This window comes from Caballeronia sp. ATUFL_F1_KS39 (assembly GCF_023630985.1).
GTDB classification, from domain to species: domain Bacteria; phylum Pseudomonadota; class Gammaproteobacteria; order Burkholderiales; family Burkholderiaceae; genus Caballeronia; species Caballeronia zhejiangensis.
Map to the genome: position 1 here is coordinate 14,979 of NZ_JALQDZ010000052.1, position 25,154 is coordinate 40,132.

General features: G+C 63.6%; 25 protein-coding genes and 1 pseudogene. 12 read left to right on the forward strand and 14 right to left on the reverse strand.

Going from position 1 to position 25,154, the window contains the following annotated elements; translation table 11 throughout:
• Positions 1–12: 12 nt before the first annotated feature.
• Positions 13–942 carry a LysR family transcriptional regulator gene (locus NCR93_RS26150; RefSeq protein WP_008346907.1) on the reverse strand — a complete coding sequence of 310 codons (930 nt, stop codon included), beginning with the start codon at positions 940–942 and terminating at the stop codon, positions 13–15.
• 57 nt (positions 943–999) lie between these two features.
• Entirely contained in the window at positions 1,000–2,247 is a 1,248-nt protein-coding gene (locus NCR93_RS26155) for an MFS transporter (protein ID WP_175981502.1), read from the reverse strand.
• A gap of 238 nt (positions 2,248–2,485) precedes the next feature.
• On the opposite strand from NCR93_RS26155, the gene NCR93_RS26160 reads away from it, so the two are divergent.
• Positions 2,486–2,782, forward strand: coding sequence for a DUF4148 domain-containing protein (locus NCR93_RS26160; protein WP_175981500.1), 297 nt, complete (start codon positions 2,486–2,488; stop codon positions 2,780–2,782).
• 50 nt (positions 2,783–2,832) lie between these two features.
• Positions 2,833–3,231: an FKBP-type peptidyl-prolyl cis-trans isomerase gene (locus tag NCR93_RS26165; RefSeq protein ID WP_008346914.1), complete on the forward strand. Its 399-nt coding sequence runs from the start codon at positions 2,833–2,835 to the stop codon at positions 3,229–3,231.
• A gap of 36 nt (positions 3,232–3,267) precedes the next feature.
• Here NCR93_RS26165 and NCR93_RS26170 read toward each other — a convergent pair.
• Together NCR93_RS26170 and NCR93_RS26175 are read right to left on the reverse strand one after the other, a co-directional pair.
• Positions 3,268–3,978: pseudogene (locus NCR93_RS26170) on the reverse strand (GNAT family N-acetyltransferase); the annotation flags it as partial.
• On the reverse strand, positions 3,975–4,451 hold the full coding sequence (locus tag NCR93_RS26175) for a hypothetical protein (protein ID WP_175981271.1): 477 nt from the start codon (positions 4,449–4,451) through the stop codon (positions 3,975–3,977). The pseudogene NCR93_RS26170 and the gene NCR93_RS26175, both read right to left, overlap by 4 nt.
• Between NCR93_RS26175 and NCR93_RS26180 the strand changes: the two genes are divergently transcribed.
• Positions 4,441–4,887: an SRPBCC family protein gene (locus NCR93_RS26180; protein ID WP_239295253.1), complete on the forward strand. Its 447-nt coding sequence runs from the start codon at positions 4,441–4,443 to the stop codon at positions 4,885–4,887. The two genes, NCR93_RS26175 and NCR93_RS26180, sit on opposite strands and share 11 nt — an antisense overlap.
• 72 nt (positions 4,888–4,959) lie before the next feature.
• Here the strand turns inward: NCR93_RS26180 and NCR93_RS26185 are convergent, their stop codons facing one another.
• From NCR93_RS26185 to NCR93_RS26200, 4 genes are all read right to left on the reverse strand, one after another.
• Positions 4,960–6,540 (reverse strand): isocitrate lyase, encoded by a 1,581-nt coding sequence (locus NCR93_RS26185; protein ID WP_008346921.1) that lies wholly within the window; start codon positions 6,538–6,540, stop codon positions 4,960–4,962.
• 270 nt (positions 6,541–6,810) lie between these two features.
• Positions 6,811–7,620: a DeoR/GlpR family DNA-binding transcription regulator gene (locus NCR93_RS26190; RefSeq protein ID WP_008346923.1), complete on the reverse strand. Its 810-nt coding sequence runs from the start codon at positions 7,618–7,620 to the stop codon at positions 6,811–6,813.
• Positions 7,621–7,674: 54 nt separating this feature from the next.
• On the reverse strand, positions 7,675–9,024 hold the full coding sequence (locus tag NCR93_RS26195) for a GntT/GntP/DsdX family permease (protein ID WP_175981496.1): 1,350 nt from the start codon (positions 9,022–9,024) through the stop codon (positions 7,675–7,677).
• Between the two features lie 59 nt (positions 9,025–9,083).
• A complete protein-coding gene (locus NCR93_RS26200) occupies positions 9,084–10,463 on the reverse strand; it encodes a homoserine dehydrogenase NAD-binding protein (protein WP_008346927.1) in 1,380 nt (459 codons plus the stop codon).
• 186 nt (positions 10,464–10,649) lie between these two features.
• On the opposite strand from NCR93_RS26200, the gene otnK reads away from it, so the two are divergent.
• Complete coding sequence (otnK, locus tag NCR93_RS26205) at positions 10,650–11,951, forward strand: 3-oxo-tetronate kinase (protein WP_175981494.1); 1,302 nt, start codon at positions 10,650–10,652, stop codon at positions 11,949–11,951.
• Positions 11,951–12,586, forward strand: a complete 636-nt coding sequence (gene otnC, locus NCR93_RS26210) for a 3-oxo-tetronate 4-phosphate decarboxylase (RefSeq protein WP_175981492.1) — start codon at positions 11,951–11,953, stop codon at positions 12,584–12,586. The genes otnK and otnC overlap by 1 nt, the downstream gene beginning before the upstream one ends.
• Before the next feature lie 132 nt (positions 12,587–12,718).
• Here the strand turns inward: otnC and NCR93_RS26215 are convergent, their stop codons facing one another.
• On the reverse strand, positions 12,719–13,504 hold the full coding sequence (locus tag NCR93_RS26215; RefSeq protein WP_175981491.1) for an IclR family transcriptional regulator: 786 nt from the start codon (positions 13,502–13,504) through the stop codon (positions 12,719–12,721).
• Between the two features lie 188 nt (positions 13,505–13,692).
• Here NCR93_RS26215 and NCR93_RS26220 point away from each other — a divergent pair, with 188 nt between their 5' ends.
• Together NCR93_RS26220 and NCR93_RS26225 are read left to right on the forward strand one after the other, a co-directional pair.
• Positions 13,693–14,976 (forward strand): MFS transporter, encoded by a 1,284-nt coding sequence (locus NCR93_RS26220; RefSeq protein WP_008346933.1) that lies wholly within the window; start codon positions 13,693–13,695, stop codon positions 14,974–14,976.
• A 4-nt stretch (positions 14,977–14,980) separates the two neighbouring features.
• A complete protein-coding gene (locus tag NCR93_RS26225) occupies positions 14,981–15,427 on the forward strand; it encodes a type II 3-dehydroquinate dehydratase (RefSeq protein WP_175981489.1) in 447 nt (148 codons plus the stop codon).
• Here the strand turns inward: NCR93_RS26225 and NCR93_RS26230 are convergent.
• The gene (locus NCR93_RS26230) at positions 15,418–15,924 is read right to left on the reverse strand and encodes an NUDIX domain-containing protein (protein ID WP_175981487.1); all 507 of its coding nucleotides are present in this window, start codon (positions 15,922–15,924) and stop codon (positions 15,418–15,420) included. The genes NCR93_RS26225 and NCR93_RS26230 overlap by 10 nt on opposite strands.
• Before the next feature lie 56 nt (positions 15,925–15,980).
• Positions 15,981–17,528, reverse strand: a complete 1,548-nt coding sequence (locus tag NCR93_RS26235; RefSeq protein WP_175981485.1) for a methyl-accepting chemotaxis protein — start codon at positions 17,526–17,528, stop codon at positions 15,981–15,983.
• Positions 17,529–17,779: 251 nt separating this feature from the next.
• Between NCR93_RS26235 and NCR93_RS26240 the strand changes: the two genes are divergently transcribed.
• Both NCR93_RS26240 and NCR93_RS26245 read left to right on the forward strand, forming a co-directional pair.
• The gene (locus NCR93_RS26240; protein WP_175981483.1) at positions 17,780–18,001 is read left to right on the forward strand and encodes a hypothetical protein; all 222 of its coding nucleotides are present in this window, start codon (positions 17,780–17,782) and stop codon (positions 17,999–18,001) included.
• A gap of 133 nt (positions 18,002–18,134) precedes the next feature.
• Entirely contained in the window at positions 18,135–19,022 is an 888-nt protein-coding gene (locus tag NCR93_RS26245) for a PTS sugar transporter subunit IIA (RefSeq protein WP_239295252.1), read from the forward strand.
• 14 nt (positions 19,023–19,036) lie between these two features.
• On the opposite strand, the gene NCR93_RS26250 is transcribed toward NCR93_RS26245, so the two are convergent.
• The gene (locus tag NCR93_RS26250) at positions 19,037–19,495 is read right to left on the reverse strand and encodes a septal ring lytic transglycosylase RlpA family protein (protein ID WP_175981479.1); all 459 of its coding nucleotides are present in this window, start codon (positions 19,493–19,495) and stop codon (positions 19,037–19,039) included.
• 125 nt (positions 19,496–19,620) lie between these two features.
• Here NCR93_RS26250 and NCR93_RS26255 point away from each other — a divergent pair, with 125 nt between their 5' ends.
• A complete protein-coding gene (locus tag NCR93_RS26255) occupies positions 19,621–20,214 on the forward strand; it encodes a BPSL1445 family SYLF domain-containing lipoprotein (protein ID WP_175981477.1) in 594 nt (197 codons plus the stop codon).
• A 6-nt stretch (positions 20,215–20,220) separates the two neighbouring features.
• Here NCR93_RS26255 and NCR93_RS26260 read toward each other — a convergent pair whose 3' ends face one another.
• Positions 20,221–22,257 (reverse strand): NADH:flavin oxidoreductase, encoded by a 2,037-nt coding sequence (locus NCR93_RS26260; protein WP_175981475.1) that lies wholly within the window; start codon positions 22,255–22,257, stop codon positions 20,221–20,223.
• A gap of 122 nt (positions 22,258–22,379) precedes the next feature.
• On the opposite strand from NCR93_RS26260, the gene NCR93_RS26265 reads away from it, so the two are divergent.
• Both NCR93_RS26265 and NCR93_RS26270 read left to right on the forward strand, forming a co-directional pair.
• The gene (locus tag NCR93_RS26265) at positions 22,380–23,003 is read left to right on the forward strand and encodes a TetR/AcrR family transcriptional regulator (protein WP_175981473.1); all 624 of its coding nucleotides are present in this window, start codon (positions 22,380–22,382) and stop codon (positions 23,001–23,003) included.
• Between the two features lie 223 nt (positions 23,004–23,226).
• Positions 23,227–24,141, forward strand: a complete 915-nt coding sequence (locus tag NCR93_RS26270) for a phytanoyl-CoA dioxygenase family protein (RefSeq protein ID WP_239295251.1) — start codon at positions 23,227–23,229, stop codon at positions 24,139–24,141.
• A gap of 46 nt (positions 24,142–24,187) precedes the next feature.
• Here the strand turns inward: NCR93_RS26270 and NCR93_RS26275 are convergent, their stop codons facing one another.
• Positions 24,188–25,078 (reverse strand): LysR family transcriptional regulator, encoded by an 891-nt coding sequence (locus NCR93_RS26275; protein ID WP_008346954.1) that lies wholly within the window; start codon positions 25,076–25,078, stop codon positions 24,188–24,190.
• Positions 25,079–25,154: the final 76 nt, after the last annotated feature.

The following is a 25,154-nucleotide window of genomic DNA, read 5'->3' on the forward strand; positions in this document are numbered from 1 at the left end:
TTAGTTGCATGGCTAACTAACCCATCCTCGTTCGATGAGCGGCACGTCCCACGCCGGCTCCGGACCCAGCCGCTCGGCGAGAAATTCGACCAGCGCTTTCACCTTGAGCCCTTGCCGCTGCGTCGCGGGATAGACGGCTGCGAAGTTCATCGGAGAGAGCGCGTAGTCCGGCAGAATCGGCACGAGCGAGCCATTGAGCAGCGACGCGCTCGCGACGAGCGTCGGCAGGCACACCACGCCGCCGCCCGTCAGCGCGTAGTCGTGCAGCAAGTGCACCGAATTCGAACGCACGATGCCCGGCAGTTCTATTTCGACGACCTCGCTGCCGCGCGTCATCGTCCAGCGATTGCGCGACGGATAGCCCGAGTAAAGCGCCGTCCTGTGATCGAGCAGTTCGCGCGGATGCCGCGGCGCGCCATGTTCGTTCACGTAGGAAGGCGCGGCGCAAAAGAGCCGCCGGACGGTGAAGAGACGCCGCTCGATCAGCGATTCGGAGATCGCCGGAAAGATCTGGAACGCGACGTCGAAGCCCTCTTCGATCGGATCGACGACACGGTCGTTGACGATCACGTCGAGTTGGATGCCGGGATACCGTCGATTGAATTCGGCCAGCGATGCGCCGAAGTGACCCAGCGCGAAGCCCGGCAACATCTGAATGCGCAGCCGCCCGGTCGGTGTCGCGCGCAACTCGCGCATCTGGTCGGTCAGTTCGTTGACGCGCCCCACCACTTCCGCGCAGTCCCGATAGAACGCCTCGCCGACATCGGATAGCCTGACGTGCCGCGTGCTGCGATGAAACAGCGGCACATTGAGGAATTTCTCCAACTGCTGAATGCGCGTGGTGACGACCGAACTGGCGACGCCGAGCTGCCGCGCCGCTTCCGCGAAGCTGCTGGTCTCCGCCACGCGCACGAAGGCCTCTATGCTGAGAAAACGATCCATGCTGGTCCCTTTCGAGCGTGTCCAGCATGTCAGTGTATCCGCAGCGCGCGTATGCGCTTACTCGGGCTGCTCGCCTCCGACGAGCCCCACGCCGCGCGCTTTTCCGCGCACGCGGGCGGGCGCGGTCTCTTCGAGCAGCAGGCTCGCGCCGATGCCCAGAATCACCGCGCAAATCGGGAGCCACAGAATATTCTGGATTCCGAATCGTGTAGCGACGAAACCCGCGATCGCGGGCGCCACGCCGCCGCCGAAGATCTCGCCCGCGCCGACGACGATGCCGATCGCCGTCGACACCATGCCGATCGGCGCCGCTTCCGTCGCGACCGGCCCGGACAGCAGCGAAACGAGGCCGAGCGTGAAGAACGACGCCACGAACAGCACGATGAACAGAACGAGCGGCTGCGCCCCGACGCCGCGAAACACGTACAGCATGACGGCCGTGCCCGCGAAACCGGCGATGCTCGCAAGCCGCCGTCCGACGAGATCGGAGAGTCCCGGCAACGCGAACTGGCCGACGAATCCGCCAAAGCCAATCGCCGATACGACGATGCCCATGCGCTGCGTGTCGAGCGCGAGATAGTCGGTGAGGTAAAGCGGCAGCATCGCGCCGAGCACGAAGACGCCCGTCATCGCGCAGAAGAGCGCGACCATCGCGACGGGAATGTTGCGGCTCTTCAGCACGTCGCGCCAGTTGCCCTTCGCGGCCTGCTGTTGCGCAGGCGCCGACGCCGGTTCGCGAATCACGAAGAACATCAGCACGCCGAGTATCAAGCCGGGAATGGACACGAGCGCGAACACCCAGCGCCACGACACGACGTTGAGCAGTTGCGTCGCGATGATCGGCGAAAGCGCAAGCCCGAAGAGCGCGAATCCGCTTTGCTGCAGCCCGAGATTGAAACCGCGCCGCTTCGGATGCGAGGCGTCGGCGGTCGCGGCGAAACTCGTCGGACAGAACGAGCCTTCGGCGACGCCCATCAGCGAGCGCACGGCGAGCAGGCTGGCGAGGCCGCCCGCGACGCCCGAAAATCCGGATAGCAGCGAAAACGCGATGATCGCGGGAATCAGCACTTTGCGACGTCCGATCTTGTCGGAGATGCCGCCCATCAGCGCGGCGAACACGCCCCACGACAGCCCCAGTATGCCGATGCAGTTGCCGACATCCTGCGCGGTGAGATGCAGGTCCTTCATCATTGCCGGAAAGAGCGGCGCGATCAGCCATCGATCGAGGCCGACAAGGCCGAATCCGAGCGCAAGCAGCGTCACGGCTTTCCATTCGTAGGACGTATCCCACCGGTTCGAGGTCATCTTTGTCTCCTGAGTCAGAATCGCGCGCCGCGTGGTTGAAATGCGGCATCGTCGACGCAACAGAGGGTGACTCAGACGCGCTTCGAAAAGAACGGGCGAACCGCCGAATGCGTCATTCGCGATTCGCAAACAATGGCGCGGCTGCAGCGCTCGCCGGGCTGCGCGAAGCAGTTCGAGCGGATTTCCGCTCAACTAGGGATACTTCCGATAGACGCCCCGAACCGGAGGAAAACGCAACATGAAAACACTATCGATGATCCCGGCGCTCGCCATTGCGCTCGCCGGTTGTGCCGCAGGCGGCTCGCAGCCAGGCGCGCCGAATCTGAGCGCTGCGCAATGCCGCGATCTCACCGCGCTCAGAAACCACGCGCCGCTGACGCGCGAGCGCAATCTGAGCGAACTGGCCGCGCTCGAACGAGCGGGCTACGATCCGTCGAAATTTTTCGACCCGTACTATCCCGACGATCTGCATGCGGCGCAACGTCAGGTCGATATCTGGTACCGGACGGAATGCCCGGAGGCGCGGACGAATTGAGGCCAAAGGGCTGTCGATATAATGGCCCTTCCGTTCAACGAGGTTATCGCATGAAATCAGTCATCGCTCTGCTCGCCGCATCCGCCATCGCAACCACCGCGTTCGCCGCCAACACCACCGAGAAGCTGCCGTCGGGTGTCGTCGTCGAGCACCTCAAGCAAGGCACCGGCGCGCAACCCACCGCCGACGACACCGTGAGCGTCAACTATCGCGGCACGCTCGCCGACGGCACCGAATTCGACAGCTCGAGCAAGCACGGCGGCCCCGCGACCTTCCCGCTCAACCGCGTGATTCCGTGCTGGACGCAAGGCGTGCAGAAGATCAAGGTCGGCGGCAAGGCGAAGCTGACCTGCCCGGCCGCAACCGCCTACGGCAGCCGCGGCGTCGGCACGATTCCGCCGAACAGCGACCTGACGTTCGAAGTCGAACTGCTCGAAATCAAGAAGTAATCGAAGCACGCGCAATCGCGGGCGATGCGCTTTCTAAGCGGCCTCGTCCCGCAATTGCGCGAGCGATGCACGCTGCCTGCCGTTCACGTCGAAGTTATCGTCGGCGAGCCAGCGTTCGAAGCCGCGCCGGATGCGCGGCCAGTCCTTATCGATGATCGCGTACCACGCCGTATCGCGATTGCGTCCCTTGTAGACGATCGCCTGCCTGAAGATGCCTTCGAACTCGAAGCCGAGCCGAAGCGCCGTCTTGCGCGAAGGCGCGTTCAGGCTGTCGCACTTCCATTCGTAGCGCCTGTAGCCCAAATCGTCGAAGACATGGCGCATCAGCAGATATTGCGCTTCCGTCGATATGCGCGTCTGCTTGAGCAGGGGCGAGAACGTGACGCTGCCCATTTCGATGACGCCATGCACAGGCTCGATCCGCATCAGCGCGAGCGTGCCGACCGCCTTGCCGCTCGCCGAATCGATGACCGTGTAATGCAGCGGATCGGCGGACGCGGCGGCTTTCGCCAGATAGTCGCGAAAGGTTTCGAAATCCGCGAACGGCCCGACGAAAAGATAAGTCCAGTCGCTGCCGTCCGGTGCGCGGCCGTAGGCATCGAAGAGATCGGCCGCGTGGCGATCCAAGTCGAGCGGCTCGATGCGGCAATGCCTGCCGTCGATGCCGATGCGCGCCGGGCGCTCACGCGTTTTCCAGTCCGTTACCGCTTCGCCGATCGGCTGCTGATATTCGTTGGTTCTCGTCATGCGTGAAGCGCTCCGTTGCGTGAAAGGGCAACTCGCAGTCTAAAAGCTCGCCCATCGAAAATCGAGCGATTCTGAAATTTCGGAATGCGGCGCGTGCCGCGAACCTCGCCTTCGGAAAACTTCGCGCTTCTGTTCGAGCCCTCGTCACGACCAAGCCGCGCGGACACGGACCCGGCCTCGGGCTCGCGATCACGTCGCCCATCGTCGACGGATTCGGCGCGCGGATCGCGGCTGTCAATCGCGAAGAAGGTGGCGCACAATTCACCATCGCATTCGTGGCGGCGAACGGCCGGAGCATCGACAGTGCATGAAAGCATGAACGTTTCGACGCGCTGGACACGGTCATCGAGGAACTCGAACGCAAGGAGAAACGTGATGGTCGCAAGCAGAGAAAATGAGCTGGCCCGCACGAACAACCGCACGAGCAACCGCACCGCATCGGAGCGCAAGTCCGAGCGCGAGATGGTCATCACGCGCATCTTCGACGCGCCGCCGCGGCTCGTGTTCGAAGCGTGGACCACGCCCGAGCTTTTCCGGCAATGGTGGGTGCCGAAGTCGAGCGGTGCGACCCTGCTCTCGTGCGAACAGGACGTGCGTGTCGGCGGGCGCTATCGGCTGGCGTTCGCTCATCCCGAGGCATCGGCGCCCATGGCGTTCTTCGGCAGATACCTCGACGTGGTTCCGGATGCGCGCCTCGTCTGGACCAACGAGGAAAGCGACGATGGCGCCGTCACGACCGTGACCCTCGAAGAGAAGGATGGCAAGACGCTGCTCGTGATGCACGAGCTGTATCCGTCGAAGGAAGCGCTCGACGTCGCCATCGAGGGAATGGACGAAGCAATGCCCGAAACGTTCGAGCAACTGGACGAATTCCTGATTCAGCGCGGCGCGTTCCCCGGTAGGTCTTGATGAACGCAAATATGGCCCGATCAGCGCAAGCCGATCGGGCCATTTGTCATTTCGCGTGAAGTACGAGCGCGATCAGAACTGGTTCATCGTGTTGTCTTTCCCCGCCGCCTTCAAAGCCGCTTCGCCGCTGAAATACTCCTTGTGATCGTCGCCGATGTCCGAGCCGGACATGTTCTGGTGCTTCACGCACGCGATGCCCTGACGGATTTCCTTGCGCTGCACGCCCGCCACATAACCCAGCATGCCCTGGTCGCCGAAGTATTCCTTGGCGAGATTGTCGGTCGACAGCGCGGCCGTGTGATACGTCGGCAGCGTGATCAGATGATGGAAGATGCCCGCTTCGCGCGACGCGTCGGCCTGGAAGGTGCGGATCTTTTCATCGGCGAGCTGCGCGAGTTCGGTCTGATCGTATTCCACGCTCATCAACTGGGCGCGGTCGTAGGCCGAAACATCCTTGCCCGCGGCCTTCATCGCGTCGTACGCCTGCTGGCGGAAGTTCAGCGTCCAGTTGAACGACGGGCTGTTGTTGTACACCAGCTTGGCGTTCGGAATGACCTTGCGGATCTCGCTGACCATGCCGCCGATCTGCGCGATATGCGGTTTCTCGGTTTCGATCCACAGCAGGTCGGCGCCGTTCTGCAGCGCGGTGACGCAATCCAGCACGCAGCGCGCCTCGCCCGAGCCGGCACGGAACTGGAACAGGTTGCTCGGCAGGCGCTTGGGACGCAGCAGCTTGCCGTCACGCTTGATGATGACGTCGCCATTGCCCAGTTCGTCCGCCGTCAGTTCTTCGCAATCGAGGAACGAATTGTATTGATCGCCCAGGTCGCCCGGTGTGCGCGTCACGGCAATCTGCTTGGTGAGGCCCGCGCCGAGCGAATCGGTACGCGCCACGATGATGCCGTCGTCGACACCGAGTTCCAGGAACGCGTAACGGATCGCGCGAATCTTGGCGAGGAAATCCTCGTGCGGCACGGTGACTTTCCCGTCCTGGTGACCGCACTGCTTCTCGTCGGACACCTGATTTTCGATCTGGATGCAGCACGCGCCCGCTTCGATGAACTGCTTGGCAAGCAGGTACGTCGCTTCCGCGTTGCCGAAACCCGCGTCGATGTCGGCGATGATCGGCACGACGTGCGTCACGTGGTTGTCGATCTTTTCCTGAATGGCGGCCTTGGCAGCGCCTTCGGCCGCATCGAGCTGACGGAACAGGCCGCCCAACTCACGCGCGTCGGCCTGGCGCAGGAACGTGTACAACTCGCGGATCAGCGCGCTGACCGAGGTTTTTTCGTGCATCGACTGATCCGGCAGCGGACCGAACTCGGAGCGCAGCGCGGCGACCATCCAGCCGGACAGATAAAGGTAACGGCGCTCGGTGCTGTTGAAGTGCTTCTTGATGGAGATCATCTTCTGCTGGCCGATGAATCCGTGCCAGCAACCGAGCGACTGCGTGTACTTCGACGGGTCGGCGTCGTAGGCGGCCATGTCGGCACGCATGATTTTCGCCGTGTACTTCGCGATGTCGAGGCCCGTCTTGAACTTGTTCTGCGCACGCATGCGCGCGGCATATTCGGGATTGATGGCACTCCACGCGCTGCCGTGATTCTCTTTCAAACCGGCAACTGCCTTGATGTCGTCTTGATACTGGGCCATGTGACTCTCCTAAGAACAAAGCGCGTTAGATGAATAGTCGAAGCGAAACCGCATGACTACATGGTAACGCCCTTTCTTCGCTGGCGAGCCAGGTCTTATATAAGACACAAGACAGCATTTATCCTTTTATATCAACGAGATAGTCGACTGTTTTTGCGATGCAAAACACGCTTTCAAGCCGCGAAAAGTCAAAGCGCCGTACGCGCGACGCGTGTCCCGCGATGTGAAACGCGCTTTCGAAAAATGGATGCATGCGGCGAGCCGCCGGGATCACTCGACCGCGGCCAGCGCCAGATCGATTCCCGATTGACGGATGCCCGTTGCGGCAGCCGGGGCGAGGCCATCGTCGGTGATGACCTGATCGAAGCTTTCGAGACTCGCTACCTTGTATAGCCCGACCGTGCCGTATTTCGAACTCGCGACCGTGAGCACGTTGCGCGAGGCGGCTTCCATCGCAGCGAGCTTGACTTCGACTTTCGGCGCGGAAGGCGTGGTCACGCCACGGCGCAAGTCCCACGAACTCGCCGAGATGAACGCGACGTCGAGCACGACCTGGCGCAGCGTCGCCGCCGCGAGCGTGCCGACGCTCGACAGGTTCCGGTGATCGAGCTGTCCGCCGATGTGTATGACGTTCACATGCGTCGCGCTGGCGAGTTCGCGCACGATCTGGAAGTCGTTGGTCACGACCGTCATGTCCGACAGCTCGACGATATGCGGCACGAACGACAGCATGGTCGTGCCGGCATCGAGATAGATCGACATGCCGGAGCGCAGACCTTCTGCGGCGCGGCGCGCGATGGCCTGCTTCTGCGGCTGTTCGACGACCGCCTTCGACTGATGGCTCGGCTCGCTGTTCAGATGACTCGCGATCCGCACGCCGCCCGGCACCGTATAGACGAATCCGGCTTCCTCGAGTGCGGCGATATCGCGCCGCACCGTCATGTGCGAACAGTTGAACGATTCCATCAGCTGATGCACCGACAGCACCTTGTCCCGGCGCAACTGGCGCAGCATGGCCTCGCGCCGCTGATCGGGAATCAGCGGGACATCGGATGCATCGGGTTTGGCCTGGCTCGACATGAGAAAACCTTCATTAAGCGCCCCGGCGCGCGGGCTCGCCGGGGGTCGCTTATCTTAGCCGATGAACATGTTGATGAGCAGCACCCCCGCGAGCCCGACCAGCGACTGCACGCACAGCATCAGCGTCCACGTCCGCAGGGTCTGCGAGACCGTCAGCTGGAAATACTCCTTGAAAAGCCAGAAGCCGGAGTCGTTCACATGCGACAGCATCACCGCGCCGGATGCGGTCGCGAGCACCATCAGTTCCGGCGAGACGCCCGGATGCGACACCAGCAGCGGCGCGACGATGCCCGAAGCCGCCACCGTCGCGACCGTCGCCGAGCCGACGCACACGCGCAGCAGCGCGGCGATCACCCATGCCAGCACGAGCGGGCTCACGGCCCAGCTCGCCGTGTGCGTGACGATGATGGTGTCCAGATGGATCGATGTCAGCATCTGCTTGAAGCCGCCGCCCGCGCCGAGAATCAGCAGGATCGCCGAGAGCGGCGCGATGCCCTTGCCGATCATCTTCTGCATGTCCGCGAGCGGGAATCGCGCCTTGATGCCGAGCGCGAAGAACGCGAAGATCACCGCGGCAAGCAGCGACAGGATCGGATCGTTGAGCGACTGGAAGAACACGTATTGCCCGGTGCCCTTCGTGCTGTAGTCCATCCCGACGGTGCCCGCGAGCATCAGTCCGGGCGGAATCAGCAGGCACAGCACGGACAGCGCGAGCGACACGTCGGTGGCGTTCTCCGCATCGGTGCGCGTGCCGCCGGGGCCCTTCGAAAGATCGGGCGCCGGGCCGAAGCTGCGTCGCGCGAACGCGGTGAAGAGCGGACCGGTAATCACCGCCGCCGGAATCGCGATGATGAGACCGTAAAGCAGCGTGAGGCCGGTGTTGGCGTGATACGCGGTCACGGCGAGCGTCGGCGCCGGATGCGGCGGCAGCAGACCGTGCGACACGTAAAGGCCGGCTGCGAGCGGCAAGCCGATATACAGCAGATGGCTGCCGGTGCGCCGCGCGATCGTATAGACGAGCGGCGCGAGCATGATGAAGCTCACGTCGAACAGATGCGGCATGCCGATCAAGAGCGCCGCCGCGCAGACCGTCCACGGCGCGAGCCACAACGGCCGCTTGCCGACGAACGCATTCGCGATGCGGTCCGCGCCGCCCGTGCCGATCATGATGCCGCCCAGCACCGCGCCCAGACCCACGACCGGCCCGGTGCGCGCCAGCGCGCCGCCGAAGCCCTTCGTGAAGCTGTCGATCGCGTGCTCCGGCGTCACGCCCGCCGCGAGCCCGAGTCCGAGCGCGACCAGCGTCAGCGCGATGAACGGACTCAGCCTGTATCGCGCGATCAAAACGATCAGCACGACAATCGCGATCACGGCCATCGTGATCGTCCCGAATTCTCCCCGCATGGTGTCCCCTTCCTGATTCAGTGTTCGAATGATTTCGTCGTTATCGGAACGTGCGGCGCTCAGGCGCAGCCCGTCGTCCATGCGCTCAACAGCGCTTCGTCGGGGTTGTATAGATCGGCGATCGTGATGAGTTCGCCCGCCTTCACATCGCGTGCGAGCGTCGTGTGAGCCGCGAGATACAGCGGCGCGACATCGGCGGGGGCGTTCCTGCGATCGAGCAGCACGGCCTGCACGCCGGTCACGTCGTGATGATGGCCGCCCATGTGCAGCACCGTGCCCGCGGCGATATCCACGTTCGCGCGGCCCGCCAGCACGACGCATTGCGCCGGCTTCGCCGCGCCCGACGGACGCCCGTGCAGCACCGCGTCGAGCAGCGTGATCGGCGTCTCGACGCCCATGAAGTGATACGGCAGATACAGGCACGCGTAGCGGCCGTTGCGGCTCACGACGTGGCCCTTTTGCGCGAGCAGTTCCCACGTCGGCGCATCGAAGGTACGCACGACGACGAACACGCCGCCCGCGAAGCTCGCCTCGTCGGGACGGCGCAGCATGTTGAACACGTCGATGACGCCCGAGCGCGACAGCACGCCGCCGTCTTCGCGCAGCGCGTAGATGTCGGCAAGTTCGGTCGTGCGCGCGACCGGGTAATGCAGCAGTTCGACGTCGGACACGAGGTTCGTGTTCGTCGCGACGACGCTCATCTCGCAGTAATCCGCCGTCGCCGATGTCTTGCGGCCGCGCAGCGCTTCGCGGCGCGCGGCGAGCGTCGCGGGAATGTCGTCGCCGAGCGACATGAGGCCGGCGAGTTCCGGCGCTTCGAACGTCTGATCGAGCTGTGTGACCTTGCCGGTCGCATCGTCGAACACGAGGTCGTATTCGCTCGACTTGCCCGCCGCGACGACATCGAGCCCCAGCACGCGCGCCCACGTCACCCAGCCGATCAGGTTCGACGGCTGATCGCCGTCCGCCGTCGTGTAGACGACGCCCTGGCGCTGGGCGAGCCGCGCGAGCGACACGCCCGCGACCGAATCGACTTCCTTGCTCACCATCGCGACGTGGCGCTTCGCGATGAGCGCCGCGACCGCCACGCGATAGCCCACCGACGGATTGCCGGTCGCTTCGACGAGGATGTCGTACTGCGCCGAGGCGATCAGCGCGACGTCGGCGACGAGCGCGATCTTGCCGGCGTCGAGCGCGGCGACGCTCGCGGCATCGGCGCATTCGACGAGCGCGGCTTCATCGAAACCCAGCTCGATGCACATCGCGCGCAACCCGGCGACGTCGAGATCGCACAGGACCGCCGGAAAGAGGCGCGCCATCAGCCGCGTCTGCGCGAGCAGCGTGCGGGCGAAACCGCCCTTCGCGCCGGTCAGCGCGTAACGCACCGGCTGGCCCGCGTGCGCCGACGAAGCCGGGGAAAACAGAAGTTCGAAGTTCATCTTGGGATCCGCGCAAAAAAGCGTTGCCGACGCACGTTAGCCGGCGAACGGGGTGACAGGTCGCGGACACAGCCCGCGCCCAATGGAGCAGACGTTAACGCTCTTTATCATTACAGTCAATTTTTTTAACATCGATTAACACGGAATGTTCACTGCGCCGTACAATCGGCCGCCGGAGGGAACACCATGCAAACAAGCCATCGCCGTCCCGTTCTGGGATGCATCGCCGACGATTTCACCGGCGCCACCGACCTCGCCAGCACGCTGGTGCGCGGCGGCATGCGTACGATCCAGACCATCGGCGTGCCAGCATCCGCCGTGCTCGACGATGTCGACGCGCTCGTCGTCGCGCTCAAATCGCGCACCATCGCTGCGGACGACGCCATCGCGCAGTCGCTCGCCGCGCTCGACTGGCTGCGCGGCCAGGGCTGCCGTCGGTTTTTCTTCAAGTACTGCTCGACCTTCGATTCGACCGATGCGGGCAACATCGGACCGGTTGCCGAGGCGCTGCTCGATGCGCTCGCCGACGGCGGCAAAGGCGACTTCGCGATCGCCTGCCCGGCGTTTCCGGAGAACGGGCGCACCGTGTATCGCGGACATCTGTTCGTCGGCGACGCGCTGCTCAACGAATCCGGCATGGAGAACCATCCGCTCACGCCGATGCGCGATCCCAACCTCGTGCGCGTGCTGCAGCGTCAGTCGAAGTCGACAGTCGGCCTGATCGCGAGCGCGACGGTCGCGGCGGGCGCCGATGCCGTGCGCGACGCGATCGCGAAGCTGCGCGCCGACGGCGTGCGCCTCGCCATCGCCGATGCGCTCACCGATGCCGACCTGCGCACGCTCGGCGAAGCGTGCGCTGAGTTGCCGCTCGTCACGGGCGGCTCGGGCGTCGCCATCGGATTGCCGGAAAATTTCCGCCGCGCGGGACTGATCGAGCCGAACGACAAGGCCGCCGATCTTCCGGCCGTCAGCGGCCCGGCGCTCGTTCTGGCAGGCAGCGCGTCGAAGGCAACCAACGCGCAGGTCGCGGAATGGCTCGAGACGCGCCCCGCGTACCGCATCGATCCGCGTGCGCTCGCGCGTGGCGAAGCCGTCGTCGAGGCAGCGCTCGCTTTCATCGATACGCACGCGATGCAGCCGGTGCTGGTCTATGCGACCGCCGCGCCCGACGAAGTGAGCGAAGTGCAACGCGAGCTGGGCGTCGCGGCGGCGGGCAAGCTCGTCGAGGATGCGCTCGCCGCCATCGCCCGCGAGGCGAAGGCGCGCGGCGTGCGCAAGTTCGTGGTGGCGGGCGGCGAGACCTCGGGCGCGGTGGTGCAGGCGCTCGGCGTCGACATGCTGCAGATCGGACCGCCGATCGATCCGGGCGTGCCCGTCACGGTCGCGCTCGGCGAGACGCCGCTCGTGCTCGCGCTCAAGTCGGGCAACTTCGGCGCACGCGATTTCTTCGCGAAGGCCCTGCGCTATGCCGAAGGAGAACGTTCGTGATGACCGACGCGAAATTGCGCGAGGAAATCTGCGCGGTCGGCGCGAGCCTCTATGCGCGCGGCTATACCGTGGGCAGCGCGGGCAATATCAGCGCGCGCTGCGGCGATGGCTGGCTCATCACGCCGACCGACGCCTGTCTCGGGCGGCTCGATCCGGCGGACATCGCGAAGGTCGATGCGCAAGGCCGGCATGTGTCGGGCGCGCGGCCATCGAAGACGCTGGAACTGCATCGCCGAATCTACGAAAACAACGCCGACACGCGCGGCATCGTGCATACGCATTCCACTTCGCTCGTCGCGCTGACGCTCGCGGGCGTATGGAGCGATGAAGACGTGCTGCCGCCCATCACGCCGTACTACGTGATGAAGGTCGGGCATGTGCCGCTCGTGCGATACCGGCGTCCGGGCGACCCGCAGGTGGCCGCGGAAATCGCGCGGCGTGCGTCGTCCGTGCGGGCCGTATTGCTCGAACGGCTCGGGCCGGTAGTGTGGGAACGCAGCGTCTCGCACGCTTCGTATGCGCTCGAGGAACTCGAAGAAACCGCGCGTCTGTGGCTCATGACGACGCCGCGTCCCGCTCCGCTGGATCAGTCCGCCATCGCTGACTTGTGCGCGGCTTTTGGCGTGCGCTGGTAGCGGCGCAGCAAGCGAATCGGTGAGATGTGCGTTCGATCGTCGACAGAACGCCGTCGCGATCAGAACTTGTGCACCAGGCCGATCCCGATGCCGCGCGAGTCGCTGCCGGGCGCGACCGAAAGGGCCGAACGCTCATCCCTTGCCGAGCGGCGGCCGGCTCGGAAATCCCGCGAGATTGCTCAACTGGGCCAGCTCACTGGAAGCTTCGAGTAGCAGGACCGAATACTCGTGAATCTTCTCGGCGGTCAGCCGCACGCGCGGACCGGCCAGGCTGATCACGCCGACGCAGCGCGAGCCGCTGACCACAGGCACGGCCACCGCCGACATGCGCGGCGCAAACACCTCGTCGATCATCGCGTAGCCACGCACGCGCGCCGCGTGCAGGAAACCGAGTAGCGCCTTGAGCGTCGTCGGCGCATTGGGTCCGAACTCGTTCGGCTGCCCGAAGCCCTGCTTCAGCACGAGCGCGGCCGCGCGTTCATCGGACATCGTCATGAGCCATGCGTGTCCGGTCGATGTGCACGAAAGCTGCGCTGCCTGGCCCATGTCGGGATCGTAGCGAAAGCCGGTGCGTTGCCCGTCCGCCTTCCCTACCCAGATGATCGCTTCACCGTCCACCAGCGACAGACGCGCCAGTTCGCCGGTCCGCGCGGCGACGCGTTCGATGATCGGCTGGGCGATATCCGCGATGCCCGTGAGACTCAGGAATTCCAGCCCGTTCGATGTCATCCGCATGGTCAGGATGTAGCGGCCCTGATCGGCCATCTGCCTGACATACCCGCCTTCGACGAGCTCGACGAGCACGCGGTGGCATGTGCTGCGCGGCAAGGCGAGCGCATCGGCGATGGCCAAGAGGCCCGCGCCTTCGCCTTGCGACGCGAGAAAGTCGAGGACACGCAGACCGTTTTTCAGCGACATCGTTTGGCTGTTTTCGTGATATGAAACGCAGTTCCGGTGCGGAACGCCTCGCTTTGGCAGCGCAAACAATAGCATCTGTTCGTCACCAGAAACGAACGTTTGAAGATACCGAAAACTCAGGAGACGTCATGTCAGTCATCGCTGACCCAAACATTGCCGCGAGCGAACGATCCGCACAGGCTCACTTGATGGCGCGTCGCGCGGTGGCGGGCGCAACCGTCGGTACGGCGCTGGAATGGTTCGACTTCGCGTTGTACGGCGTGGTCGCGGCCACGATCTTTCCCAAGCTGTTCTTCCCGTCCCTCGACCCGACCGCCTCACTGCTCGCATCGCTCGCGAGCTTCTGGGCCGGGCTTGCCGCGCGGCCCCTCGGCGCGGTGATCTGCGGCATGCTCGGCGATCGCTGGGGACGCCGCAACCTCATGCTGATAACGGTCTCGGTCATGGGCGCGTCGTCGTTCCTGATGGGACTGCTGCCCACTTATCAGCAAGTCGGCATCCTCGCGCCCACGTTGCTGGTCTCGTTGCGCATCGTTCAGGGTTTCGCGCTCGGCGGGGAATCGACGGGCGCGCAATTGATGGCCGTCGAACACGCATCCGCTTCGAAGCGCGGGCTGTATTCGGGCCTGCTCGGCATTTGCTCGCCGCTCAGCCAGATACTCGCCAATCTCGCGCTCTTCACGTTGTCCGCCTTGCTGTCGGCCGATGACTTCGAATCGTTCGGATGGAGAATCCCGTTCCTCGCGAGTTTCGTGCTCGTGCTGCTCGGCATCTATATCCGCATGAAGGTCAGCGAGACGCCGGCATTCGAGGCGCTCAGGAAGAAAGGCGAAGGCGCGCGCGCCGCGAATCCCCTCGGCGTCGTATTCAAGTTCCACTGGCGCACCGCGCTGCGCCTCACGCTGTTCTTCTGCGGCCCGGCTGCGCTGTTCTATCTGATCGTGGTGTTCTCGCTCAGCTATCTGACGAAGAACCTCGGCGTACCCAAACAGACCGGCTTCATGCTGCTGATGGTCGCCAATGTCTGCGCCATCGTGGGCGCTCTGGCGGGCGGCTATCTGAGCGACCGGATCGGGCGCAAGCGCGCGCTGATGATCGGCTCCTTCTGCACGCTGATCTGCTGCCTGATCTACTTTCCGATCCTCAATCAGCACTCCATCGCCATGACGATGGCCGTGATGGGCGCCTTCCTCGGCTTCACACAGTTCCAGAGCGGCATTCAGCCGGTGTGGTTCGCAGAATCGTTTCCGACCGAAGCGCGCTACACGGGCTCCGCGCTGTCCTACTCCGGCGCCAATCTGCTCACCGGCGGACCGATGCCGATCGTCGCGGTCGCGCTGCTCAATGCCTTTCACGGTTCACCGTGGGCCATCGTCGCTGTCTGCGGCTCGCTGAACCTGCTTTCCTTCCTCATGATCGCGACGTCGCGGGAAACCAAAGACACGTCCCTCGAACGCAGCGCCACCCACTGACACCATGGCTCGCAAACTCTACATTCTCAACGGCTCCAATCTGAACATGCTCGGCGCACGGGAGCCGCACATCTACGGGCATACGACGCTAAAGGACATCGAACAGAACTGTCTCGCGCTCGGCGAGACGCTCAAGTTCGACTGCGTATTCCGTCAGACCAACAGCGAAAGTCGACTGATCGACTGGATTCAGGAGGCGTTCTTGCAGGACGCCGCGCTGATCATCAACCCGGCAGGTTTTTCGTTCGGGCGGATTCCGGTGCTCGACGCGGTCAAGCTGATTCGCCGGCCGGTGGTGGAAGTGCACATCACGAACATTCATCGGCGCTCAGAGGAGTATCGCCATTCGACGATCTCGGTGGCCGCCACCGCGGTCATCTGCGGAGCCGGCGCGAACGGCTACTTGCTCGCGATCCGCGCGGTCGACGACCTCTGGGGCGATCAAAGCTGAGTCTCGCAATACGCGGCCGCTGCGTCCGTCAACGCAAGGCCGCGCAATTCTTCCGGCGACGCCCAATGCACGGCGATGATCTCGCGATTATCGAGCCGCAATTCGGGCATCGCATCGAGATGCAGCTCGAAGAAATGCACGGTGTCGCGCCGCCCGTCCCATATGCCGCACGCGCTGCCCGCAGGGCGTAGCGGATGCGACGTGAGGCCGATCTCTTCTTCGAGTTCGCGCAGCGCCGCGGCATGAGGCGTCTCGCCCGGGTCGATACTTCCGCCGGGCAAGTTCCATTCGAGCCGATACGACGGCTTCACCAGGAGGAGCATCGATCCGACGTAGATCGCCACGAGCGCGCCTTCGTGCTCAGGCTGTCGAAGGCTCCACCACGCGCGCGCGAGCCGGAACGCGACGCGAAGCATCACGCGCCAGACAGAGTCGATCAGCGTGGCCGGCCGCGCCTGGTCGTGATTGCGCGTGGGGGCTCGCTCCTTTCGTTGCATCGTCAGAGAGTCTTTCCGTTTCGTTGCGTTCATGCGGCACAGTTTATCGCGCGTGCTCATGCAGCCTGAACCGCGTCACCGCGCAATCTGAACACCGCCACCGCGTCACGCAGCGACGCGGACTGTTCCGCCAGCGCGTGCGCGGCCGCGGACGCCTGCTCGACCAGCGCGGCATTCTGCTGCGTGACTTCGTCCATTTGCGTCACGGCCAGATTGACTTGCTCGATGCCGCTGCGCTGCTCTTCCGACGCCGCCGAAATCTCGCCGACGACGCCCGTCACGCGTTGCACCGAACCGACGATATCGGCGATGATCGCGCCCGCATCGCGCACCAGCGCCGCGCCGGTTTCGACGCGGCCCGTCGACTGTTCGATCAGCACCTTGATCTCCTTCGCCGCCGACGCGCTGCGTTGCGCGAGCGAGCGGACTTCGGCCGCGACGACCGCAAAGCCGCGCCCTTCCTCGCCGGCGCGCGCTGCTTCCACGGCCGCGTTCAACGCGAGGATGTTGGTCTGGAACGCGATGGCATCGATGACGGCGATGATCTCGCTCACCTTGCCCGAGCTTTCGGAGATGCCTTGCATGGTCTCGATGACCTGCTCCATCGTGTCGCCACCTGACGCAGCGGTTTGCCATGCGGTTTGCGCGAGCGACGACGCGGCGGCCGCGTGCTCCGCGTTCTGCCGCACGGTCGCCGTGATTTCTTCCATACTGGCCGCGGTTTCCTGCAGCGATGCGGCCTGTTCCTCGGTACGCGAGGACAGATCGAGATTGCCCGATGCGATCTGCGCGCTCGCGGTCGCGACGCCTTCCGCGTTATGACGCACCTGCCCGACCACCTTCGCGAGACTCGTCTGCATGTGCTTGAGCGCGACGAGCAGTTCCGCGATTTCGTCCTTGCCGCGCGCATCGAACTCGAGCGACAGATCGCCCGTTGCAACAGCCTGCGCGCAGCCCAGCGCACGATTGAGCGGACGCGACACGCTGCGGCTGAACACGTATCCGCCGATGAGCGCGAGCGCCAGCACGACGAGCATCAACGCGATGCTGGCGAACGATGCCTGCCGCGAATCGGCGTCGGCTTGCGCGGAGACGCGGGCGCTGTCGGCGGCGATTTTCCTCGCGGCCTGTTCGAGCAGCTCGGCCGGTTCACGGTCGACGCCTGCAACTGCGCTATCCCCGGCAGATGCCTCGAATTCCGCCGACTTGAACGCTTCGAAGCCGCGCCGGTATCCCGTGCCCATCGCGAGGTGCGCGGACGCGAATCGCTCGATCAGATCGCGGCTTTCTCCTGCGGGCAGCGTGCGCTTGAGTTCGTCCGCGAGCTTGTTGACGGTGCGCTCGCGGGTTTCGAAAGCGCTCCAGTACTTCTGCAGCTTCTGCGGATCCTTGCCGCGCAGGAGCGTGTCCTTCCACTCCTGCACCTGCAGCTTGAACGTGACGAGCATCTCCGAAACCATGCGCTCGCTGGCGACGTTGGCCGCGACTTCGGTGCGGTACGCGTCGATGGAGCCGTTGAGCGCGAAAATGCCATAGAGGGCGCCGGCGAACATCAAAACGAGCGCGGCGGCGAATGCGAGGGGAATCTTGAGACTGAGTTTCATCGGGAAAGTGTGGATAGACGCTGCGAGCGCTTTGGGACGCGGATCGCTGGTTTATCGGCAACCCCGGCCGGAACTGGAGGGCGGCGAGCCCGAAAAACGCCATGAGCCGCCCGTTTGGGATCAGTTACGGACGGCCATTCCATCGACGAACCGGGCTATTCTGAAATGGCGCTTTGGCCCCCGCCTCGGCGCGCTCGCAACGCATGGCCCGCCCTCTCTCACGGCGGGCTTTTTCTCGTATCGGTGACAGATTGAGCAAAGAATTGACGGTAATCGACCGCCATATTCAAGACTGCAAGGGGATGATCGCCCGGCAGCAGACGCGCCTCGCAAAGCAAAGGCAACTCGGACGCGAAGATCAGTCTTCCGCGTATCTTCTACGCTGCCTGCAACATAACCTGCATGCACTGATCGGCGCGCGCGTCGCGTTTTGCTCTTCCGACGTGCGCGATTTGTCCCTTCCGTCCCTCTGATCACGATGCAAAGCGCCGTGAGCGCTTCATACGAGTCTCGCTCTCCACACGCCTGAGCATTTTTACGTCGTCTTCATGTGCGCGGGTTTATGCTGAAGTGCTTGCTTCGCCACGCGTCCGTAAAGGAGTCGACATGGTCAGCGCGCTGTCAGCCTTCATCGCGCGATTGGGCTTCGCGAGAACCGCGCCGGGCCGCGTCGCGCCATTCGGCGAGAGCCGTCATGTGATGGTTCACGTAACCATCGACGCAAAACATGCCACGCCGCTGCGCCGCTCGCTCGTGCGCGACTGCGTGGGCGAACCGTGGACGATACGCGTCACGCCACTGCACGAACGCGATCGCGTCCGGCTCACGCTGATCCTGCCGCGAACGGCCCTCCACGGCGCGATCGATCGTCTGTCCGACGTCGCGCCATCGGCAAAAGTAAGCGGCTTGCTCGAAGTTCCGGACACGCCTTCCGATGCCTGGCGCAACCTCATGGAACGCAGCGTTTCGATCGGCGGTGATTCGGCGGCGCATATCGTCAAGCCGCGCGACGAACCGACTTCGCTATCCGGCCTGCTGACGCCCGAGCACATATTGCTCGGCGCGGATATCGCGAATCGGGACGCGCTTTTCAGCACGATCGGGCGCTTCGTCGACCATCGATATGGATTCGCGGCGGATCAAGTCACGTCATGCCTCGCGGCCCGCGAGGCGCTCGGTTCGACCGCGCTTGGCGAAGGCGTTGCCGTCCCGCACGGACAACTCGAAGAAGTGAATCAGGCGATGGCGCTATATATCCGCCCCGCAGCGCCGATTCCCTACGCCGCGCCCGATGGAAAGCCGGTGACGGATGTGATCGCCCTCTTCGTTCCCGAGCGCGTGAGCATGACGCATCTGCATTTGCTCGGTGAAGTCGCGGAGCACTTTTGCGATCATCGGTTCCGCGAGCAACTTCATTTCTGCCGCAATGCGACTGCGGTATGCAGGCTTTTCGCGGATTTCCCCGTCAGCGGACCCGCGCGAAGCGCGACGTGATTTATTTCGCCATCCTACTTTGTTTCCGCCTGCGGAACTTCGATCGGCTTTACTTCGACGGGTGCGGTGCCATCCTTTTTGATCCCGAGCTTGTCCGCCGTCTTCGGCGATACATCCACGATCCGGTTCTTCGCATAAGGACCGCGGTCCTTGATCTCGACGACATCGCTGTTGCCGTTCTCGAGATTCGTGACGCGCGCCTTGGTGCCGAGCGGAAGGGTCTTGCTCGCGGCCGCGTTGGACTGCGGATCCATGTGTGTGCCATCGGCCATTTTTTTCTTGTAGAACTTGCGGCCGTAGTACGAAGCCTCGCCCTTGCGCGGCTTGCCTGAGCGATCGATCCCGCTTGCATGCGCGGCCTTCGCCTTGGCGTGATGACGATGATGATTCGGCGATGCCGTCTCGTGCGCCGCATAAGCGCTGCTCAAACACGTCGACATCAACACGCATACGAATGCCCGAAGCCGCTTCATGTTCTTATCCTCTCGAATCCGATGTCCCGACTTTGCATCGGCGTAGCAGACTTCGGACCGTTTCCCTCTGCGCAATACGCTTGTATAGTGCGAGAGCCCACGATACTGTCGATGAGAGGAACCGTATGAATCAGAAGAACAAGAGGCGTCTTTTGCTCACCGGCGGCATGGCGGCGGCGGCGCTGTGCATTGCCGGATGCACGACCACGGGTCCGTCGTCCGGCGAAACCGCAGCCGGCACGGCCGATCGCGATCGCGCCATCGACGCCGCCGTCGATGCGACGCTGCAACGGTTATATGTTTCCGTGAACGGCTCGCGCGAACTCGTGAGCAAGGCGCGCGGCGTGCTCGTTTTTCCTCGCGTGATCGCGGCGGGCTTCTGGTTCGGCGCGCAATATGGCGAAGGCGCATTGCGTATCGATGGCCGCACCGACGGCTACTACAGCACGGCGGGCGGCTCGTTCGGCTTGCAGATTGGCGCGCAATCGAAAGCGATCATCTATGTGTTCCTGACCGACGATGGGCTCGCGCAATTCCGTCGGCGCGACGGCTGGGCGGCCGGCACCGATGCGACCGTCGCGGTCGCCAGGCTCGGCGCGAACGGCCAGCTCGATACGACCACGGCCACGAATCCCGTCGAGGTCTTCGTGCTGACGAATGCCGGTCTCATGGCCGGCGTGTCGCTCGAAGGCACGAAGGTCAGCCGGCTGAGTCCGTAACCGCGCTCACAGATCCTTCACCAGACGAAGTGCGTCATAGATCGCGGCGTGCGTGTTGCGCGCCGATACCGCATCGCCGATTCTGAAAAGCTGGAACTGTCCTTCGGGATGCGTCTCTCCGCTCTGCGGCCTGCCGTCGATGAGTTCGTCGTAATTCACCGCGCCGCGGTTTTTCGATAGCGGCTTGAGCTCGAAGTAAAGCTCGTCCATCGGAATCGTGCCGTGATTGACGACGATCTGATCGTGACGCTGCTCCTTCGTCACGCCGCCGTAATCGCTGCCGATGGTCGCCACCAGTTCACCGCCCTCGCGACGCACCGATTCCAGCCGGAACGTCACCGTGAAGGTGGTCGCGAGCTTTTGCAGCGAGCGCATGTAGGGCACGAGATTCATGCTCATGACTTCGGGCGAGAACGAGCGGTCGGGCGTCATCACTTCCACCTTGCCGCCCGCCTGCGCGATCGTTTCGGCAGCCTGAAGCGCGGCGTGATCGCCGGCATCGTCGAAGATGAGCACGTGCGCGCCGGGCTTCACGTCGCCGGAAATGATGTCCCACGACGAGACCACATGCTCGTTGCCTTCGCTGCAAACCTCCGTGTGCGGCATGCCGCCGGTCGCGACGATCACTACATCGGGTTGCGCCGCGAGCACCGTTTCCGTATCCGCCCACGTATTGAACTTGAACCGCACGCCGAGCTTTTCGCACTGCGCCATGCGCCAGTCGATGATGCCCATCATCTCCTTGCGGCGGACGTTCTGCGCGGTGAGACGAATCTGGCCGCCGGGATCGTTCATCGCTTCGAGCACGACGACGTCATGCCCGCGCTCGCCCGCGACGCGCGCCGCTTCGAGTCCCGCCGGCCCCGCGCCGACGATGACGATCCTGCGCTTCGTCGCGGCCGGCGCGATGGTGTGCGGCATCTCGAGTTCGCGGCCCGTCGCGGCATTGTGGATGCACAGCGCCATGCCGCCCTGATAGATGCGATCGAGACAATAGTTCGCGCCCACGCACGGACGGATGTCGTCCTCCCTGCGCTCGATGATCTTGCGCACGATATGCGGATCGGTCATGTGCGCGCGCGTCATGCCGACCATGTCGAGCTTGCCGGCTTCGATCGCATAGCGCGCCGTGGCGACGTCCTGAATGCGCCCGGCATGAAACGTCGGAAAGTCCGTCGCCCGCCTGATCTCGCCCGCGAACTCCAGATGCGGCGCGCTCTTCATGCCCATGATCGGGATCACGTCGGTCAGGGCGGCATCCGTTTCCAGATGCCCGCGAATGACGTTGAGAAAATCGACGAGACCGCTGTTCTTGAGGCGCATCGAAATCTCGATGCCCTCTTCCTTCGTGATGCCGCCCGCGAGCATTTCATCGGCCGTATAGCGAAGGCCGACGAGAAAGCGCTCCCCGACGCGCTCGCGAATCGCGCGCAACACATCGAACGTGAAGCGCATGCGGTTATCGAGCGAACCGCCATATGGACCTTCGAGCGTATTCGTCAGAGGCGACCAGAACTGGTCCATCAAATGACCATACGATTCGATCTCCATCCCGTCGAGCCCGGCTGCTTTCATGCGCTCGGCCGCATCCGCGAAATCGCGCACGATGCGTTCGATGTCCCAGTCTTCCAGCTTCTTCGGGAAGGTCCTGTGCGCAGGCTCGCGGCAATGCGAAGGCGACACCGCGGGCAGCCAGTCGCCCGTGTCCCAGCGCGTGCGCCGGCCCAGATGCGTCAGCTGGATCATCACCTTCGCGCCGTGCTCGTGACATTCGTCGACGAGATCCTTCATCCACGGCACCACTTCGTCCTTGTACGCGAGGATGTTGTTGAAGACCGGCGGACTGTCCTTCGAAACCGCTGCGGAGCCGGCTGTCATCGTCAACGCGATTCCCGCTTTCGCCCTTTCGACGTGATACGCCCGATAACGCTCCTTCGGCATCCCGTCGTCGGCGTAAGCCGGTTCATGCGAGGTCGTCATGATCCGGTTTCGAAACGTGAGATGTTTCAGCGTATAGGGCTGCAGCAGCGGATCCGTGGACATGAGCGCCTCTTCGAAGCAAGTGGGAACGAACGCCGGTTGTGAATCAAGCGTAGAAGCTCTGTACACGTGTGTCAAGTAGAGAGACAATGGTGTACAGCCGAACGCATACAGGAAAAAACGAAATGGATCAGACCCTCGACGCGGTGCGCGGCTCCGCCGACATGTGGCTGGACGCGGCGTACGAAGGGCTTCTCGAAGGAGGCGTGGATGCGGTCCGCATACTTCCGCTCGCGAAGAAGCTGAATCTTTCGCGCACGAGTTTTTACTGGTTCTTCAAGGACCGCGAGGAACTGCTTGCCGCGTTGCTCGGCCGATGGAAGCAGAAGAACACCGGCCACTGGATCGAACGAACCGAGGCATACGCGGACAGCGTGTGCGAAGCGATGCTCAACGTCTTCGACTGCTGGTTCGACGATTCGCTCTTCGACTCGCGCTTCGAAGCCGCGATGCGCAGTTGGTCGCAGCAATCGCAGGAGATCGCGGAGCAGATGGCGCAGGACGATGCGCAACGCATCGCGGCATTGACGGCGCTGTTCGTGCGCTTCGACTATGAACCGCGCGCCGCCGACGTCCGCGCGCGCGTCGCGTATTACACGCAGGCCGGCTATGTGTCGATGAAGCTCCACGAAGACATGGCGGTGCGCATGTCGCGCATTCCGGAATACGTCGAAGTTTTCACCGGCGTGCGGCCGCAGCAACACGAGCTTCAGCGCTTCTACTCGCGGCGCAACTTCGAGTTCGAGTGAGCGGCCGCTTATTGCCGCTTATTGCAGCTTTGCCGCTTGAGGCCAATCCCTTGGCGGAATCGGTCAGGTGCGACGTGAGTCCGATCGCCCGGCATAGGCTTGTGCGGAACATTCAGTCCGCGTGCAGCCGGTCTATTCCGCCTTTGGGGCCATCATGTACAAAATCCTCAGTCCGATTGGAACCGAGATAGAAATTCCGGAAACGGTCGAAGAAAATTCGGCCATGTTCGACCTGACCGACCTCGCTGCCGCAAAGCAATACTACGAGGAAAACGGCTATGTGGTCGTGCGCCGCGTCGTGGACGGGGCCGCGTGCGATTCGATCCGCAATGCATTCGATAAAACGGTCAAGCAGTACCCCGGATACATCTACCGGCAGGCCACTGCGAATCCGGAAAAAAACCGGATCAACGAATACGGCTTCGTGATGAATCCGCTGCTCAACCTTCAGTCGCTCGGCGACGTAGCGTTCGCGCCGCTCAAGAATCTCGCGGTGAAGGCGTTCGCGAGCACGCCTGTCAAAGCCATTACAAGCGAGATTTTTTCGGAAGAAGGCAAGCTCGTGCAGAGCATGTATTTCGAAGGCAACGCGGAGACGTGGCCGCATCAGGACACGTATTACCTCGATAGCGAATTGATCGGCACGATGGTCGGATGCTGGTACGCGCTCGAAGATATCGACGCGGGAGCCGGGCGTTTCTTCGTCGTGCCGCAAAGTCATCGCATCGACATGGTGAAGAACGGAAAAAACTTCGACGTCGCGTTCAATCACGGCCAGTACAAGGAGCTGGTCAAGAAGATCCTCTCCGAACAACGGCTCGAATTTCGCGCGCCATTCCTGCAGAAGGGCGACGTGCTTCTATGGAATTCGAAAACGATTCACGGCAGTCTGCGCACGACGCGTCCGCAATTTTCGCGCAGCTCTCTGACGTCGCATTTCATTCCGGTTTCTCACCGCTTCCTGCAGTTCCAGTCGAAGATCAAGCCGCTGAATCTGCGCGAGTTCAACGGCATGGCGTTCAATTGCCCGAAGGACATGGAGCGGTTATCGAGCCGCGTCGTGCTGGGCATCGAAACGACCTTTCCCAAGACATTCCAGATGGCAAAGAAACTGGCCATCAAGGCGCTCGTGAAATGAGCTTCGCCCGCGTCATTCGATAGCTAACTGATGCCGGACGACATCGTCACGCCGCCTTTGCGTCATCGGGACGTTCCGCCAGAAGCTCGCGCATCGCGTTGAGCGCGGCCGAAAAATGCCCTTTGCGCCAGACGAGCAAGGTGTCGATGCGACCGAATTCGCCCATCGGATGCAGATCCACTTCGTCATCCAGACGCGCGAGTTCGAGCACCGAGCGCGGCGCCACCGCGACGCCCGCACCGGCCGCTACGCACGCGACGATCGCGTGATACGAACCCAGTTCCAGCACCCGCGCGGGACGGATGCCCTGCTGCTCGTACCAGCGCGTCGCGTATGAGCGATACGCGCAGCCACGCTCGAACGCGATGAGCGTGAGGCCGGCGCTCGCCTGCGCCATCGTCGACGGATGCTGCCCGCGCGGCGTGACGAGCGTCAGTTCCTCCTCGAACACTGGCACGGACTCGAATTGCTCGGCGGGCAGCGTGTCGGGCTCGATCGGCCGCGCCATCACCGCCGCGTCGACTTCGAACGCACGCACGCTGTCGATGAGCGCGCGCGTCACGCCCGTCGTCAGTTCGAGCGTGACCTGCGGCCAGCGCTGGTGATACGCGGCCAGCACGCGCGGCAGACGGCTCGCGGCGGTGCTCTCCATCGTCCCGAGCCGCAGCCGCCCCTGCGGACGATTCTCGCTGACCGCATGACGCGCCTCCTCCGCGAGCGCGAGCAGACGTTCGGCATACGGCAGCAGGGTTTCGCCGGCGGGCGTCAGCACGAGACGGCGGCCATCGCGGATGAAGAGATCGGTGCCGAGCGTCTCCTCCAGTTGACGGATGCGCGTCGTCACGTTCGACTGCACGCGATTGAGCTTCGCGGCCGCGCGCGTCACGCCGTTTTCGCGCACGACGGCCCTGAAAATGTTCAATGCAGACAAATCCATGATCTTTTCCGAAGATTGATCGCATCTCGATTATTCATTTTTCAAGATGGATCGGTCAAGCTACGATGGGGTTTAT